Below are 14,175 nucleotides of genomic sequence, written 5' to 3' on the forward strand. Positions count from 1 at the left end.
GGTGAGGAAACAACGACGGGGCCTGGTGGTGACACACCAGACCCCGCCTCCACGGGCTTGGCGGTGACACGCCGAGACCGCAACGCCCGGACCACTGACATCACCAGGGGACCAGACATGACGAATCGTACTTGCGCTATGCGCAGTAATGACAGCACCCCGGACCGACGTCTCGTCGCCGCGGGGATCAAGCGCACCGGTCAGCCGTGGCTCATCGAGCAGCCGCAGCAGTCCGCCGCCGACCAGGCTGCGCACGCTGCCGCCTCCCACGTCCGCCGCCCGGCGATGACGTCATGAACGTGAGCCGGATCAACCGCGAGGCCACCACGAAGACGGCGCGCGAGGCCTTGGAGGCTTCTCGGGCCATGACCGGCGCGGCCAGCGACAGCGAAATCTGGCGGACGCTCGGTGCCCTCGAGTGCACGGTCGAGGCCCTGCTGCGGGTCATCGACGAGCTGACCGCAGCGGCGAAGTGATGGCCGCCTCCGCCCAGTCGGGCCACAGCGTCATCGATCAGCCGGCCACCGCCCAGGACTGCCGCGCCGAGTACGCCGCCGCCGAGTCCCAGCGTGCCGAGTCCGCTGGCGCCCAGCGTGACCAGCTCGGCTCCGCGACCAGCGCGCAGCTCCTGACCAACCGCTAGACCCCACCCTCCCGGCACGACCAACCGAGGAGCACCGTCATGTCGAATCCCACCGCTGCCGAGATCGCCGCCGAGGCCGCCCGGTACGCCATCGAGAACCCGAGCATGCAGAACCTGCAGACCGCGCACGCCATGCTCCAGGGCGCCCAGGCCGAGGGCGCCACGAACGACGAGTTCCGCGCCGCTGCCGACAAGCTCCGCTAACCCCACCCCGCCTGACCACCGGAAGGACCACCGTCATGCCCAGCTCCCCCCTGATCGAGACGCCCGACGAGTACACCCTCGCCCTCGCCGAGCGTGAGACGCAGACCGACACCATCGACCCGGTGACCGCGCTCATCGAGGCCCGTATCCAGGTCGCCGAGTTCCGGCACAGCTACCTCGAGGCCGCGTGATGCGCAGCGAGCGCACCCGGAAGCCGTCTGTGGCCGACCGGGCGAGCCGGGCCCTGATCAAGGCCGGAGACCAGGCCGGCGGCAACCTCGGCTTCAAGGTCGCCAACCTCGCGAGCATCGTCCTGTTCAACCGGGACTGGAAGCCGTGTGACGAACACTGCGGCTGCCCCGGCGAGCACTGACCGGAGGCCACCGTGCACGCCTACCTGATCACCGCGCAGCCGTCGCGCTGGCGTCGAGCCGGCCGATGGGTCCGGGTGTGCACGACCCGTCTCCTCATCGGCGCCGTCCTCCTCCTCCTGGGGCTGTTGGTCCTCGTGATCCGCAGCCTCCGCCCCATCGTCAACGTCCTCGCCACATGGGCAGTCCGCACCGAGCTGGAGATCAGCATCCGGACCGGACTGCCCTCCATCGGCGCCAGCCTCGGCGCCCACCTGACCGAAGAGTTCGTCCGCGAGTTCCACAAGGGCTGGGACCGCACCACCAAGGAAGGACAGCCGTCATGACCGCCTCCCTCGACCACGTCAACGGCCGGACCGCCGACCCCTTCGAGCCGCGGTTCGACCCGATCGCGCTGGCCGAGGCCGAAGCGATCCGCACGAAGGCCGAAGCCGCAGCAGAGGCGGCGCGGATCGAAGCCGAAGCCGCCGCGCAGGTCGAGATCATCAGGGCCACGGAGGAAGCCGAGAAGCAGCGTCTCGCCAACGTGCGTGCCGCCCGCCGCGATGAAGCCGACGAGGCCGCGCACCGGGTCCGCATGGCGGAGCTGGAGCGGAAGCGCGCCGAGACCCAGCGCGCGGCCGAAGCCGAGGCGAAGGCCGCGGAAGAGGCCGACATCACGGCAGAGGTGGAGCAGGAAGCCCGGGACAGCTCGGCCCAATCCTGGAAGCGGGCCGCTATCGGGTTCGCCATCATCTGCGGCCTGGTCGCCCTGCCGGTGCAGATGTCCGCGTTCTACACCGACGAGCGCCCGTACCTCGGCGGCGTCCCGATCGTTCTCGAAGCGGGAGCGTGGGTCGTCCTCAAGGGTGCGGCAGCTGCGGTGACCGACCACCGACCTCACTGGCACTACCGGCTGATCGCCTGGCTCATTGCAGCCGGCGCCGCAGCGGTGAACCTCGGCCACGGCCTCACCGCCTTCGACACCGTCACGGCCTTCGCCACGGCGGTCGCCTCTATCGCGGGCCCTGGCGTCTGGGATCTCCACGAGCACGGCCGGATCCGGCAGCGCGACGGCAAGCGGACGTTGCGGGAGCGCTGGGCGCAGCGCAGGGCAGAGACCAAGCAGGCCAAGCGCGAGGCGGACCGTGCGGCCGCTCAGGCAGCCGAAGCCGAAGCCGTAGCGGAGGCAGCCGCCGCAGCGGCCGAGCAGATCGCGAAGGACCGTGAGGACAACTTCCCCGAGGTCTGGACCCACGCCCTCAAGCTGGCCGCGGCACTTGGCGAGACGACCGTCACCGACACCATCTGGAACCGCGCACACAACGACATCGAAGGCACCGACCCGGGCGACAGCGTGGAGATCATCAGGGCCCGGCATGTGGCTGAGAAGCGCGTGCTTTCGGCCCGCTCCGAGGCCCCAGGCGAGAAGCCCGTCAAGGTCACAAAAGGCCAGCGTGCGATCCAAGTGAAGGCACCCCGCGGGCCCTCCTCATACAGGCCCGTCCCCCCGCGCCGCACACGCAACGACACCCCGAAGTTCCACCCCGTCGCGCGGGCACTCGCAGCCGACGCCAAGCGCCAGTCCAACTCCGCCGCCGAGGAGCAGTCGTGAGCATCGACACCACCCCCATCGACTGGGACATGTCGAAGGTCATCCCCGGCCAGGTCGTTACCCCGCAGCCGGCCGACGACGAGGACGACATTGCGCCCGGCGTCCTCGAAGTCCGCCCCTCCTACCCGCCCGTCCTTCGCAAGGCTGGCGGCGCCGCGATGGTCGCCGCAGCCGTCACCGGCAAGGCCATCGGGATCACCGCCCGCGCCACCTGGGTCGGGTCGGTCTGGTTCGGCGCCGGCTTCAAGGCGGGCTGCGTCCTCGGCTGGCGATACCTGCGGGCTCACGATCACCAAGAAGTCCTGGGCGGCATGAAGTCGGGGACCGACTGGACCAAGGTCAAGCAGACCCGACTCTCCCGCTGGAAGTTCCTCGGCTGGACCGCGCTGGCCACCCCGATCATCGACCTCCTCGGCTGGTGGGCCATCACCGCCTGGGCCGACATCCCCGCTGCCTCGTCCTGGCCCATCCTCCCCGGCCTCGAAGCGGCCGCTGCGGTCACCGCCATAGCCGCCTACGGGCGCTACCGACTCACAGCCCCGGACATCGCCCCCGGAAAGGTCATTGCCGACATGGACAACCCTGAGAACGAGGACCCGTACCCGATCGCCTGGGTGACCTCTGGCGGCCAGGCGGCCGACTGCCTGGCGCGCGCTCTGTACGCCGAGGGCGCCGACTACCGCGACGTGAAGACGATCGCCCGCCACCCCTGGGGCTGGGAGATCGAGGTCGTCCTCAAGGGCAGCACGCCCGGCAAGGTGCAGGCAGCCGCCGACCAGATGGAATCCCACATGGGCCTCCCCGACGGCGGGTTCATGATCGAGCCCGACACCAGGGACAAGTCCCGCATCGTCGTCCGCCTCGTCCAGCAGAACCCGTTCGCCGACATGCCTAACCCGGCCATCCACGCACCGCGGTCCCTGTCCGTCCATGACGTCATCACCATGGGACGGGCCATGGACGGCGGCCTGTTCGAGCTCACCCTCGACGGGTTCTGCGCCCTCGTCATCGGCGCCATGGGAGCAGGCAAGACCCTCGGCGCGCTCTACACGGTCAACGAGGCACTGACCGCCTGCCGTGATGCGGTCGTCTGGGACCTGGACCCGATCAAGGGTGGGCTGGACATCTTCGGCGACCTGATGGCCCGCCGCGCCCGGACCCCGGAAGAGTGCGAGGAAGCCCTGCAGGAGGCGCTGTCCTACGTCTCCGCCCGCCGCCACCTCATGGCCACGCTTCGCATGGGCGACCGCTGGCACGCCAGCGAGAAGCACCCCAACCTGTACATCAACATCGACGAGTTCATCCAGCTCAGCCCCCGCGGCAAGGACCTGGCCATCAAGATCCTGCGGACCGGACGCCAGTACGGCATCTACCTGATCATGGCCGGTCAGGAAGCGACCGCCGATGCCCTCGGCGACGCTGTCGCCCTGATCATCGCCTACCGGATCCTGATGGCCTGCCGCTTCGAAGACATCAAGATCGCCTTCGGTCCGGGAGCCGGAGCCCAGGGCTGGCGCCCCGACCGCATGAAGCCCGCCGTCGGCCCCGTCGCCAACGACGCAGGCCAAGCCATGATCATGGGCGGGCCCTTCAACCGAGCCATCCGATACCAGTTCAACAAGTACAGCCGCGACCAGGTCACCACCGCCGTCGCCGACCGTCTGACCGCCGGCATGCCCGCCATGGACACCGACACCCTCCTCAAGGCCGGCGCCAAGCTCTCCCGCACCGGACAGCGAGGAAGCCTCACCGGCCGGCTGGCCCAGTCCGGCCACCCCGACGCCGCGCTGATCCTTACCCTCCTGCAGGCATTCGACTCGGCGGGGCGCGACTACCTCGCCACCAACGAGACGCTCCTGCCCGCCCTGATCGCTGCCGGCATCGACGACGTGGACGCCACCGCCCTCGGCAACCGGCTCCGCAAGCACGCACCGGAAGCGAAGGCCGGCCGGGAGGACTGCGTCGAAGGCAAGCACCTCCGCGGCTGGCACCGAGCCCCCGTCGAGAAGGCCGCCGCGGGCCTCCTGGACCCGGCGAAGACCCGGCAGGACCCCGGCAGCACCCCGGCGTAGACCCGGCAGACACCCGGCGGGAGTTCAAGGCATCGGCGCAGGTCGCCGGGTGTCTGCCGGGCTCCCGCCGGGGTCACGCCGGGCCTGCGCCACCCCATTGATCCGCATTCGTACCGTTCCGACGAGGGGGAGCGATCATGCCCACCAAGACCACCCCGAAGAAGCCCACCAACCGCAAGCGGACCACCGCACGCCGCAAGAAGCTCGGCGCCCGCAAGCCCATCGCCCGCACCCCCAAGGGCGGCAGCCTCGTCGACCGAGCGGGCGTCTGGATGGCCATTCGGCTCGCGACCCACGCCCAGGAGTACATGGCCACCACCGTGTCCCGGAAGGACGCCGCGATCCTCCGCATCACCCACGAAGGCTGCCCCACCTGCAACGGCAACGGGCAGATCTTCACCAAGGGCAAGGACGGATCCTTCACCGGATCCAAGCCCTGCCCCGCCAAGCCCAAGACGCAGAAGGTGTCCCGCCTCAAGGTCGCCATAGCCTCCCGGTTCGGCACCGACCGATCCACCGGACTCATCGGCTGGACCTGCCCCTGCGGCAGCAAAGAGAAGCCCCGCTACCGCGACGCCAAGCTCGCCACGAAGGCGCTCCGCAACCACGAGACCAAGAAGCACGGCGGACAGTCCGTCGGCGGAGCCTGGTACGCGCAGGTGACCGAAGAGGCGGCGCTGCAGCCGTCGCAGCCGCTGCCCGCCGCACCCTCGCCGGTGCCGCAGATCGCGGAACAGGTCGTCTGATGGACGCGCCCGCTGTCGAGGCGCTGGTCCTCGACGCACCGGCGGCGGGCCCCGCCCTCACCCTCGACGGGCGCCTCGCCCTGTCTCAGCTGGCCATGGACCACCGCCTCGACGGCGCCAGCGTCCAGTACGTCATCCGTACCGCCCACATCGAGATCCCCGAGATCCTCGTCGACCCGCTCCCGGTCACAGCCCCCGCAGTCCAGCCGACCACCGTCGCCGACGTCCTGGCCGCGGCCCGCCACCTGATCTCCGCCTACGGCTGGATCCGCCAGTACGTCGGCCGCGCCGAGACCGGGTACTGCCTCATCGGCGCCATCCGGGCAGCAGCCGGCGGGAACCGGCGCCTCGAGGACTCTGCCGAGGGGCTGATACTCGACCGGATCCGCGCCCAGGTCCCCGACGTCCTCTCGGTCGGCCAGTGGAACGACAACCAGCACGGTCCGGCGCCCGTGCTGCGGATACTCGGCGGCTGACAGACCCCACTGCCACACTCAACCCAACCCAAGGAGACGCGCATGACCGAGCAGAACGTCATCGAGGAGACCGCCGAGCCGTCGACCGGTGAAGACGACCGGTGCGGCGAGAACATGTGCCATTGCAGCTGTTTGGAGCTGCACCCGTGTGGATGTGACTGCCCCCGTTGCCCCGACTGCCAGCAGCTTGACGACAACTGCGACTGCGAAGACTAGCTACCGCTCGGCCAGGCCCTCGCCACCCGCGGGGGCCTTCGGCGTTGGTACGGCGCGCGCGATCCAGCCGGCGCCATGCCGGTCGGTGGGCAGGATCGTCGGCACCGCGCCGAGGAGTTCACAGATGCGGTCCAGCTCGAGGCGGCACGCCTGCTCGGAACCGGCGCGGATCATGTACGAAACGTCAGAGACCCCCATGCGGGCATCATGCCGGGCTTGGGGGTCTCGGCGTTACGGATCAGGAGGGGTTCGCCGGATCGGGCGTCCACTCCGGCCGGTAGTCCGGATGGTCAGCGTAGGGAAGTGCTAGCGCGCGGAGGATCGGGCACTGGCTGACGTCCGGAACGATCGGTTCGTCGTCGCTGTAAAGGCCGCACCCGGCGCACCGGCGGTCATCTTCCGGCGCTTCCCCCTTGCGGAGGCCGAAGGCGGCCATCTTGGGGGAGACGACTGCGGGGATGTTGTGTAGGAGGAGGATCCGCCGCTTGGCGTCGACCTCGGCGAGGACGCGCGCCGGATCATGGCGGACGATGTGCTGAGCAGCGAACAGGCCGTCATATGACCCGTTCCAACGCCGGGCCAGGCGCCGCCGCTTCCCAAACAGGATGGGGTGCGGATCGCCCACAGTGATGATCCGCCCGTCTTCCTCTTCGTCGCCATCCCGGAACTCCCAAGACGGAGCGGCCGGATGACAGCCGCACAGCGCGGCAGCCTTCTGCGCTGCTTCCTCGTCCTCGTCGAGGCGGGCGCGGAGGAACTGCACGAGGTCGGCGATCATGACCCCTCCTTGCTGGGGCGGCCACCCTTGCGTGAGCGACGTTCGGTCAGCTCCCGCTCGGCGGCTTCGAGTTCAGCGATCTCCTGTGCAGTGCCGTGCTTGCGGATGGAGGCGCGGACGTGGTCGACGAGGTCGCTGCTCCGATCCGTCCCGAGGCGTTCGGTGACGGTGCCGTATGCGTCCCACATGCGGCGGGGGATGCGGAATCGGGTGATGAAGGTGTGGTCGGCTTGAGGCTCGGTCATGAAGTCATGTTCCCACAGGGATAATTCCCCGCAACCCCTTGCGTGGCTACACGGTTACCAATACTGTGTGGCTACAAGGAATCGCAACGAGGGGACCCCGATGAACGCCAAGGCCCGTACCGCCCGCCAGACCCTCCGCCAGCGCACCCGCGCCAACCGAGACGCCCGCCGCCCCCACACCCTCGCCAGCCACCTCCTCACCCGCGGCGCCAACCCCTCCGACGCCAACTGCGTCGCCGGCGCCCTCCGCGGCAAAGCCAAGGCCCTCGGCGTAACCGGACAGCGTTCCCTCACCTGCAAGACCTCCACCGGAAAGCTCCCCAAGCGAGCCCCCAAGCGGCCCTGCACCCGCTACACCGACCGCCAGTTCCTCACCCTCATCACCGCCTACAACCCCCGCGCCGCCCGCTTCGTCGCCATCCGCGCCAACATCCTCGCCGCCTGATTGGCCCACCACTGGCCCGCCATTCCCCACCCAGAGGCGGGCCAATTGCCTGCCCTCCATGCCACCATGGCGTCAGGAAGGGGGCCAATCATGGGAAGCGATCAGCCTCGAGACGGCAACCACAAGTTCGAGTACACGCTCAGCGCAGCCGAACGCGACGCCAAAGCCGCCGAGCTGCGGGCCCAAGGCTGGTCCTACCCAGCCATCGCCGAAGAGCTCGGCTACTACGACCGTAGCCACGTCTGGCGCCAACTCCAGCTCGCGAAGAAACGCGTCCTCAAGGAACCGGTCGAGAACCTGATCTCCGTCGAGATGCAGCAGCTCGACGCCCTATACGTCGCCGCCCTCGAGATCCTCGAGAAGGAACACGTCGCCATCTCCCAGGGCAAGGTCATGAAGGACGACGCCGGCAACCCCATCCTCGACGACGGCCCCCGCCTCGCCGCCATCCGCGAGATGCGCATGCTCCGCGAATCCTTCCGCAAGCTCTACGGCCTCGACGCCGAGAAGAAGGTCAACATCTCCGGCGGCGTCCGCTACGAGATCGTCGGCATCGACAGCACGGACCTCGCCTGATGACCGAAGCGGCGGTCGACACGGTCGTCCGGTACGAGCCGCGCGGTGCCGCCCGCACCCTGTTCCAGACCCGCAAGTCCGAGGTCGCCATGGCTGGCCCGGCAGGCACCGGCAAATCGTTGGCCTGCCTCTTCCGCGTCCACCTTGCCGCGTTGAACAACCCTGGTATCCGCTGCCTGATCGTCCGCAAGACCGCCGTCAGCCTCGGCGCCACCACACTCGTGACGTTCGAGAAGAAGGTCGCCAAGCATGCCCTCGAGGCCGGCCTGCTCCGCTGGTTCGGCGGCTCGCCCCGCGAGGCGGCCTGCTACCGGTACGAGAACGGCAGCGTCATCGTCGTCGGCGGCATGGACAAGCCCGAGAAGGTGCTCTCCTCCGAGTACGACCTGGTGTTCGCCGATGAGGCGACCGAGCTGACCGAGACGGACTGGGAGACGCTCGGCACCCGCCTCCGTAACGGCGTCCTTGCCTGGCAGCAGCAGATTGCCGCTTGCAACCCCGACCGGCCGACGCACTGGATCAAGCAGCGATCCGACCGCGGCAGCATGCTCATGCTCCACTCCCGCCACGTCGACAACCCTGCCTACATCAGCGCCGACGGAAGCCTCACCACCAAGGGTGCCGACTACATGGCCAAGCTCGACGCCCTCACCGGCGTCCGCCGGCTCCGATACCGAGACGGCATCTGGGCAGCAGCCGAAGGCCTCATCTACGAAGGCTGGGACGACGCTCTCCACCTCATCGCCCCGTTCGAAATCCCCAAGGCTTGGATGCGCTGGCTCGTCATCGACTTCGGCTTCACCAACCCGTTCTGTGCCCAGTGGTGGGCTGAGGACCCAGACGGCCGGCTGTACCTGTACCGCGAGATCTACCGCACGAAGCGCCTCGTCGAAGACCACGCCCGCCAGATCCTGCGGCTGGTCACTGACGACGAAGGCAACTGGACTGAGCCCCACCCGCGGGCCGTGATCTGCGACCACGACGCCGAAGACCGGGCCACCCTCGAGAAGCATCTCGGCATGGGTACGTGGGCTGCGAAGAAGGGTGTCTCGGACGGGATCCAGGCGGCCCAGTCACGGTTCAAGGTCCAAGAGGACGGCAAGCCACGCCTGTTCCTGGTGCAAGGTGCGCTGGTCGAGCGAGACCCGGACCTAGAGGCCGCCAAGAAGCCCACCTGCACCGAAGAGGAGATCACCGGCTACGTGTGGGGCGTGAAGCCCGGCGGCTCCCTGAAGGAAGAGCCGCTGAAAGAGAACGACCACGGCATGGATGCACTGCGGTACATGGTGGCCCAGCGAGACCTCGTTGGCCGGACTCGGGTGAGGTGGCTGTGAAGCGCATGACGGTCCTGGGGCTTCTGAATAAAGTCCTACCTTCCGCTTTGTCATTGACTGGAACTATGCTTGTGGCAATTGGCATAGGCATGGCCTATGAACCAGCGGGCTGGGTTGCCGCTGGGCTGGGGGCTTGGCTCCTCGAGTGGCGTCACTACGGCGGCCCCGAGGCGTAGCGCTAGGAGGTGGCCATGGGCAGGACAATGCTCGGCGCCATCCTCAACCGCGCCACCAGCCCTGCCGCCCCGCCCGTCCCCTTCTCGAGCCGCGCCCAGTCCTTCGCGTTCGGCCTCGGCGGCCGGCGTGACGCGCAGGCCCAGATGGCCGCGATGGGCTCCGTTGGGACGTTGTTCTCCATCGTCAACCGGACGTCCAACGCCACCTCCCAGGTGCGGTGGAAGCTCTGGCGCAAGGCGAAGTCCGGCCGAGACGAGGACCGCACTGAGGTCACCTCCCATGCGGCCCTCGACCTGTGGAACAAGCCCAACCCCTTCATGCCGCGGCAGGAGTTCGTCGAGGTCGTCCAGCAGCATGTGGACCTGACCGGCGAAGGCTGGTGGGTGATCGGCCGGCACAAGGCCTCCCCGATACCGCTCGAGCTGTGGCCCGTCCGTCCCGACCGGATCACCCCGGTCCCGGACCCGGACACCTACCTCAGCGGGTACATGTACACCGGCCCAGACGGGCAGCAGATAGCCCTCGAGCTGGACCAAGTCATCCAGCTCCGCATGCCCAACCCCCTCGACCCGTACCGCGGCATGGGCCCGGTCCAGTCGATCCTCACGGACCTCGACGCCACGAAGTACTCGGCCGAGTGGAACAAGAACTTCTTCCTCAACTCGGCCGAGCCCGGCGGGATCATTGAGGTGCCGCAGGCCCTGTCTGACCCGGACTTCGATCAGCTGCGTGACCGCTGGAACGAGCAGCATCGCGGCGTCGCCAACGCGCACAGGGTCGCCATCCTCGAGCACGGCAAGTGGATCGATCGGAAGTACACGCAGCGGGACATGCAGTTCGCCGAGCTGCGGTCCGTCTCCCGCGACGTGATCCGCGAGGCATTCGGCATCCCCGCCTTCGCGCTCGGCGAGGTCGCCGACGTCAACCGCGCCACCGCCGAAGCCTCGAGCACCTGGTTCGCAGAGATGCTGACCGTACCCCGCCTCGAACGCATCAAGGCCGCACTCAACCACGACCTGCTGCCGCTCTTCGGCACCACCGGCCAGGGCCTCGAGTTCGACTACGAGAGCCCCGTCGCCGAGGACCGCGAGCTAGCCGCCCGTGAGCTGACCGCGAAGGCTGCCGCCGCCCGCGAGCTCATCGAGGCTGGCGCCTACGGGCCCGAAGTCCTGGCAGCCCTCGACCTCCCGGAGATTGCCTTCGGCCAGCCGGGCGCCGACCAGGACCGTGAGCTGCTCATCAAGCTGGTCATCGGGGCGCCGCTGCTGTCGCCGCTCATCCTGCCGATGCTCGGCTTCGACCTGCCGGACACGCCGGCCACCGATCCGAAGGCGCCTGCCGGTCCAGCGAATGGTCTACCGCTGGGCCCTGAGATGGCCGCGCTGCTCAGCATCCCGGACGTGCAGGCCGCACAGAAGTGGGTGGCCGTCTCCGAGGACGACGACAACACCTGCGAACCCTGCCGTGACAACAACGGCCAGACGTACCGCAACCGGGCCGCAGCCTACCGGGACTACCCGGGCGGCGCCGGCTACATCCACTGCGAGGGCACGAAGTTCGGCAATGACTGCCGGTGCAAGGTCGTCAAGCGCGGCAAGGCCGACAAGGGGGACGACGAATGAGCAAGGACGGGCGCGGGTCAAGCTCGCTGCGCATCAGCGGGAGCGGCCTGCCAGGTGGCACCGAAGTGCAGCTCGATGGCCAGAACATCGAGCGGGCACTGAAGGGGGTGACCCTTCGGGTTGCGCACGACGTGGTTCCGACCGCTGTCCTCGACGTGATCCTTCACGACCTCTCGACCGAGGTCGAGAACCCGCGGCTTGTCGTTCCGGGCGAGACCCACAAGCTCCTCGTTTTGATGGGCTGGACGCCTCCTGAGGGGGATGGTGCATCATGAGTCGTAGCTCGTGGGGAGTTGCGGAGTCCGTCGTGCGCAGGCTGGGGCCTCTCCCGCGCCGTCTGTTCAACATGTCGACCCTGTCGCAGGGCGCCACTCGGGAGCTCCTTGCTGGCGCACTCCGTGGATCGGCAGAGGCTGACAACGTTGTCAGGCCTGGCGTGGACCTGAAGGCGTCGATCGCGGAGCGCCGAGACTGGTACCGCATCACCAACAACGCGGGCGCCGTGACCGTCGACATTTTCGACGAGATCGGCTTCTGGGGCGTCAACGCCGCCAACTTCCAGCGCGAGCTCGCCCAGGTCAACGCCAGCGAAATCACGGTGAACCTCAGCTCTCCCGGCGGGGAGATCTTCGAGGGCATCGCGATCTACAACGCGCTCCGCTCCCACCCCGCGAACGTCACCATCCGGGTGTCCGCCCTCGCCGCATCCATCGCCTCCGTCATCGCGCAGGCAGGCGACCGGATCGTCATGCTGTCCGGCTCGCAGATGATGGTGCACGAAGGCGCCGGACTTTGTATGGGCAACGCAGCCGAGATGCAGCAGATGGCCGAGCTCCTCGACCGGCAGTCGGCCAACATTGCCGCGATCTATGCGGAGCGCGCCGGCGGCACGCCCGAGCAGTGGCGCGAACGCATGCTCGCCGAGACCTGGTTCAACGCCGACGAGGCTGTCGCCTCTGGACTAGCCGACGAGGTCGAGACGCTGCCCCGCAAGGGCGAGCAGGCCGATGAGCAGGTCACCGCCCAGTGGGACCTCAGCGTCTTCAACTACGCCGGCCGCGCCGCAGCGCCCGCCCCCCTCATCAACGCGACCCCCGCGGCTGAGCCGGTCACGGAGCCCAAGGTCGAGGCGCCACTCACCAACGAGGCCCCGGTCATCGAGGAGCCCACACCCGACCCTGAGCCCGAACCGGACTGCTGGGACTCCCTGACCGCACACCTCACCCAGCCTGCCCCCGATCCGTGGGCTGGCCTCGTCGCACACCTGACGTCGTCCAGCGCGGCGACGAGTACCCCCGCCTGAAGGAGGCACCATGACCACCGTCGCGCGCACCGCGGACGAACTGACCGAGGCCCTCGGCGACACTGCCAGCCTCCGGGAGATCGTTAAGTCTCCCGAGACGCTTCAGAACTACATCCTCGAGTACGCGAAGAACCAGGCCCGCTCGGACGACTCGATCGCCCAGCAGGTCCGCGAGGAGACGCAGAAGGCGTTCGCCGAGCACCTCCGCACGGACCAGATCGAGAACATCAACCGGCTCAACCTGACCCCCGACGGTCAGCCCGCCGCCCGGTCCAAGCACTACAACGCGAAGGCCCCCGGGGCAAAGCTCGACAAGTCGTTCTCCGACTGGACCTCGTACATGACCGCGGTCTGGGATGGTGCGAAGACCCAGGAAGCGTTCACGGCGCGGGCCGAACTCGCGAAGATCCAGAACTCGTTCGGGTCGACCGTCCCCTCCGACGGCGGCTTCCTGATCCCGGAGACGCTCCGCTCCGAGCTTCTGCAGGTCTCCCTCGAGCAGTCGCTCGTCCGGTCCCGCGCCCGCGTCGTCCCGATGGAGACGCTGATGGTGCCGTACCCGATGGTCGACACCACATCGAACGCGTCGACGGTCCACGGCGGCATCCTCGGCTACTGGACCGAGGAGGGTGGCACCCTCACCGACTCCAGCCCCACGTTCGGCCGGATCGAGCTGCAGGCGAAGAAGCTGACGCTCTACTCGGAGATCCCGAACGAGCTGTTCCAGGACTCCCTCGCCACGCTTCAGCAGTTCATGTCGCAGTCGTACCCCGAGGCCCTGGCCTGGTTCGAGGACATCGCGTTCATAGAGGGCAACGGCGTCGGTCAGCCGACCGGCTTCCTCAACGCCGCTGCTGCGGTGTCTGTCGCGAAGGAGTCCGGGCAGAGCGCGGCCACCATCCTCTGGGAGAACATCGTCAAGGCGTACTCCCGGATGCTGCCCGCGTCGATCGGCCGGGCAGTGTGGGTCGCCCACATCGACACGTTCCCCGAGCTCGCCACGATGGCGCTCTCCGTGGGCACCGGCGGGTCCGCCGTCTGGGTCGGCAACGGTGACGGCGCCGGCGCCCCGCCGATGACGATCCTCGGCCGCCCAGTGATCTTCACCGAGAAGGTCAGCACCGTGGGCACGGTCGGCGACATCAACTTCGTCGACTTCGGCTACTACCTCATCGGTGACCGCCAGGCCATGCAGATGAGCACGTCGACCGAGTACAAGTTCGGCAACGACAAGACCGCCATGCGCGTCATCGAGCGCGTCGACGGCACCCCCTGGATCAAGTCCGCGATCACCCCGCGCAAGGGCTCCAACACCCTGTCCCCGTTCGTCAAGGTCGCAACCCGCGCATGACGTAGCCGGTTGGGGCGGGCAC

General features: G+C 68.6%; 22 protein-coding genes. 19 read left to right on the forward strand and 3 right to left on the reverse strand.

Translation table 11 applies throughout. The features are described from left to right. Window positions 1-138: 138 nt before the first annotated feature. From OG435_RS15295 to OG435_RS15350, 12 genes are all read left to right on the forward strand, one after another. Window positions 139-297 carry a hypothetical protein gene (locus OG435_RS15295; RefSeq protein ID WP_266877400.1) on the forward strand — a complete coding sequence of 53 codons (159 nt, stop codon included), beginning with the start codon at window positions 139-141 and terminating at the stop codon, window positions 295-297. After that, window positions 294-476 (forward strand): hypothetical protein, encoded by a 183-nt coding sequence (locus OG435_RS15300; protein ID WP_266877401.1) that lies wholly within the window; start codon window positions 294-296, stop codon window positions 474-476. Before OG435_RS15295 ends, OG435_RS15300 begins: the two co-directional genes overlap by 4 nt. Then, complete coding sequence (locus tag OG435_RS15305) at window positions 476-643, forward strand: hypothetical protein (RefSeq protein WP_266877402.1); 168 nt, start codon at window positions 476-478, stop codon at window positions 641-643. The genes OG435_RS15300 and OG435_RS15305 overlap by 1 nt, the downstream gene beginning before the upstream one ends. A 39-nt stretch (window positions 644-682) precedes the next feature. After that, the gene (locus OG435_RS15310; protein ID WP_266877403.1) at window positions 683-847 is read left to right on the forward strand and encodes a hypothetical protein; all 165 of its coding nucleotides are present in this window, start codon (window positions 683-685) and stop codon (window positions 845-847) included. 35 nt (window positions 848-882) lie between these two features. Then, window positions 883-1,038 carry a hypothetical protein gene (locus OG435_RS15315; protein ID WP_266877404.1) on the forward strand — a complete coding sequence of 52 codons (156 nt, stop codon included), beginning with the start codon at window positions 883-885 and terminating at the stop codon, window positions 1,036-1,038. Then, on the forward strand, window positions 1,038-1,220 hold the full coding sequence (locus OG435_RS15320) for a hypothetical protein (RefSeq protein ID WP_266877405.1): 183 nt from the start codon (window positions 1,038-1,040) through the stop codon (window positions 1,218-1,220). Before OG435_RS15315 ends, OG435_RS15320 begins: the two co-directional genes overlap by 1 nt. A 12-nt stretch (window positions 1,221-1,232) precedes the next feature. After that, on the forward strand, window positions 1,233-1,544 hold the full coding sequence (locus OG435_RS15325; RefSeq protein ID WP_266877406.1) for a hypothetical protein: 312 nt from the start codon (window positions 1,233-1,235) through the stop codon (window positions 1,542-1,544). Further along, window positions 1,541-2,812, forward strand: a complete 1,272-nt coding sequence (locus OG435_RS15330) for a hypothetical protein (protein WP_266877407.1) — start codon at window positions 1,541-1,543, stop codon at window positions 2,810-2,812. Before OG435_RS15325 ends, OG435_RS15330 begins: the two co-directional genes overlap by 4 nt. Continuing rightward, window positions 2,809-4,884 carry a hypothetical protein gene (locus OG435_RS15335; protein ID WP_266877408.1) on the forward strand — a complete coding sequence of 692 codons (2,076 nt, stop codon included), beginning with the start codon at window positions 2,809-2,811 and terminating at the stop codon, window positions 4,882-4,884. Before OG435_RS15330 ends, OG435_RS15335 begins: the two co-directional genes overlap by 4 nt. 137 nt (window positions 4,885-5,021) lie before the next feature. Continuing rightward, entirely contained in the window at window positions 5,022-5,630 is a 609-nt protein-coding gene (locus OG435_RS15340) for a hypothetical protein (protein ID WP_266877409.1), read from the forward strand. After that, window positions 5,630-6,106 (forward strand): DUF6197 family protein, encoded by a 477-nt coding sequence (locus tag OG435_RS15345; RefSeq protein WP_266877410.1) that lies wholly within the window; start codon window positions 5,630-5,632, stop codon window positions 6,104-6,106. The genes OG435_RS15340 and OG435_RS15345 overlap by 1 nt, the downstream gene beginning before the upstream one ends. A 42-nt stretch (window positions 6,107-6,148) precedes the next feature. Continuing rightward, on the forward strand, window positions 6,149-6,322 hold the full coding sequence (locus OG435_RS15350) for a hypothetical protein (RefSeq protein WP_266877411.1): 174 nt from the start codon (window positions 6,149-6,151) through the stop codon (window positions 6,320-6,322). Here the strand turns inward: OG435_RS15350 and OG435_RS15355 are convergent, their stop codons facing one another. The 3 genes from OG435_RS15355 to OG435_RS15365 are packed head-to-tail and all read right to left on the reverse strand — an operon-like array spanning window position 6,323 to window position 7,345. Beyond that, a complete protein-coding gene (locus OG435_RS15355) occupies window positions 6,323-6,520 on the reverse strand; it encodes a hypothetical protein (protein ID WP_266877412.1) in 198 nt (65 codons plus the stop codon). A gap of 40 nt (window positions 6,521-6,560) precedes the next feature. Further along, window positions 6,561-7,100: a DUF6221 family protein gene (locus OG435_RS15360; protein ID WP_266877413.1), complete on the reverse strand. Its 540-nt coding sequence runs from the start codon at window positions 7,098-7,100 to the stop codon at window positions 6,561-6,563. Continuing rightward, window positions 7,097-7,345 carry a hypothetical protein gene (locus OG435_RS15365; protein ID WP_266877414.1) on the reverse strand — a complete coding sequence of 83 codons (249 nt, stop codon included), beginning with the start codon at window positions 7,343-7,345 and terminating at the stop codon, window positions 7,097-7,099. Before OG435_RS15365 ends, OG435_RS15360 begins: the two co-directional genes overlap by 4 nt. Before the next feature lie 67 nt (window positions 7,346-7,412). On the opposite strand from OG435_RS15365, the gene OG435_RS15370 reads away from it, so the two are divergent. The 7 genes from OG435_RS15370 to OG435_RS15400 all read left to right on the forward strand — a co-directional run bounded on the left by OG435_RS15370 (window position 7,413) and on the right by OG435_RS15400 (window position 14,153). Then, window positions 7,413-7,790, forward strand: coding sequence for a hypothetical protein (locus OG435_RS15370; RefSeq protein WP_266877415.1), 378 nt, complete (start codon window positions 7,413-7,415; stop codon window positions 7,788-7,790). Window positions 7,791-7,880: 90 nt separating this feature from the next. Beyond that, window positions 7,881-8,366, forward strand: a complete 486-nt coding sequence (locus OG435_RS15375; protein ID WP_266877416.1) for a hypothetical protein — start codon at window positions 7,881-7,883, stop codon at window positions 8,364-8,366. Then, window positions 8,366-9,700: a phage terminase large subunit gene (locus tag OG435_RS15380; RefSeq protein WP_266877417.1), complete on the forward strand. Its 1,335-nt coding sequence runs from the start codon at window positions 8,366-8,368 to the stop codon at window positions 9,698-9,700. The genes OG435_RS15375 and OG435_RS15380 overlap by 1 nt, the downstream gene beginning before the upstream one ends. Window positions 9,701-9,891: 191 nt before the next feature. Then, the gene (locus OG435_RS15385) at window positions 9,892-11,499 is read left to right on the forward strand and encodes a phage portal protein (RefSeq protein WP_266877418.1); all 1,608 of its coding nucleotides are present in this window, start codon (window positions 9,892-9,894) and stop codon (window positions 11,497-11,499) included. Continuing rightward, complete coding sequence (locus OG435_RS15390; protein WP_266877419.1) at window positions 11,496-11,774, forward strand: hypothetical protein; 279 nt, start codon at window positions 11,496-11,498, stop codon at window positions 11,772-11,774. Before OG435_RS15385 ends, OG435_RS15390 begins: the two co-directional genes overlap by 4 nt. Window positions 11,775-11,935: 161 nt before the next feature. Continuing rightward, the gene (locus tag OG435_RS15395; protein ID WP_266877420.1) at window positions 11,936-12,802 is read left to right on the forward strand and encodes a head maturation protease, ClpP-related; all 867 of its coding nucleotides are present in this window, start codon (window positions 11,936-11,938) and stop codon (window positions 12,800-12,802) included. Between the two features lie 10 nt (window positions 12,803-12,812). Beyond that, window positions 12,813-14,153: a phage major capsid protein gene (locus tag OG435_RS15400; protein WP_266877421.1), complete on the forward strand. Its 1,341-nt coding sequence runs from the start codon at window positions 12,813-12,815 to the stop codon at window positions 14,151-14,153. Window positions 14,154-14,175: the final 22 nt, after the last annotated feature.

It is taken from the genome of Streptomyces sp. NBC_01264 (assembly GCF_026340675.1).
Classification (GTDB): Bacteria; Actinomycetota; Actinomycetes; order Streptomycetales; family Streptomycetaceae; genus Streptomyces.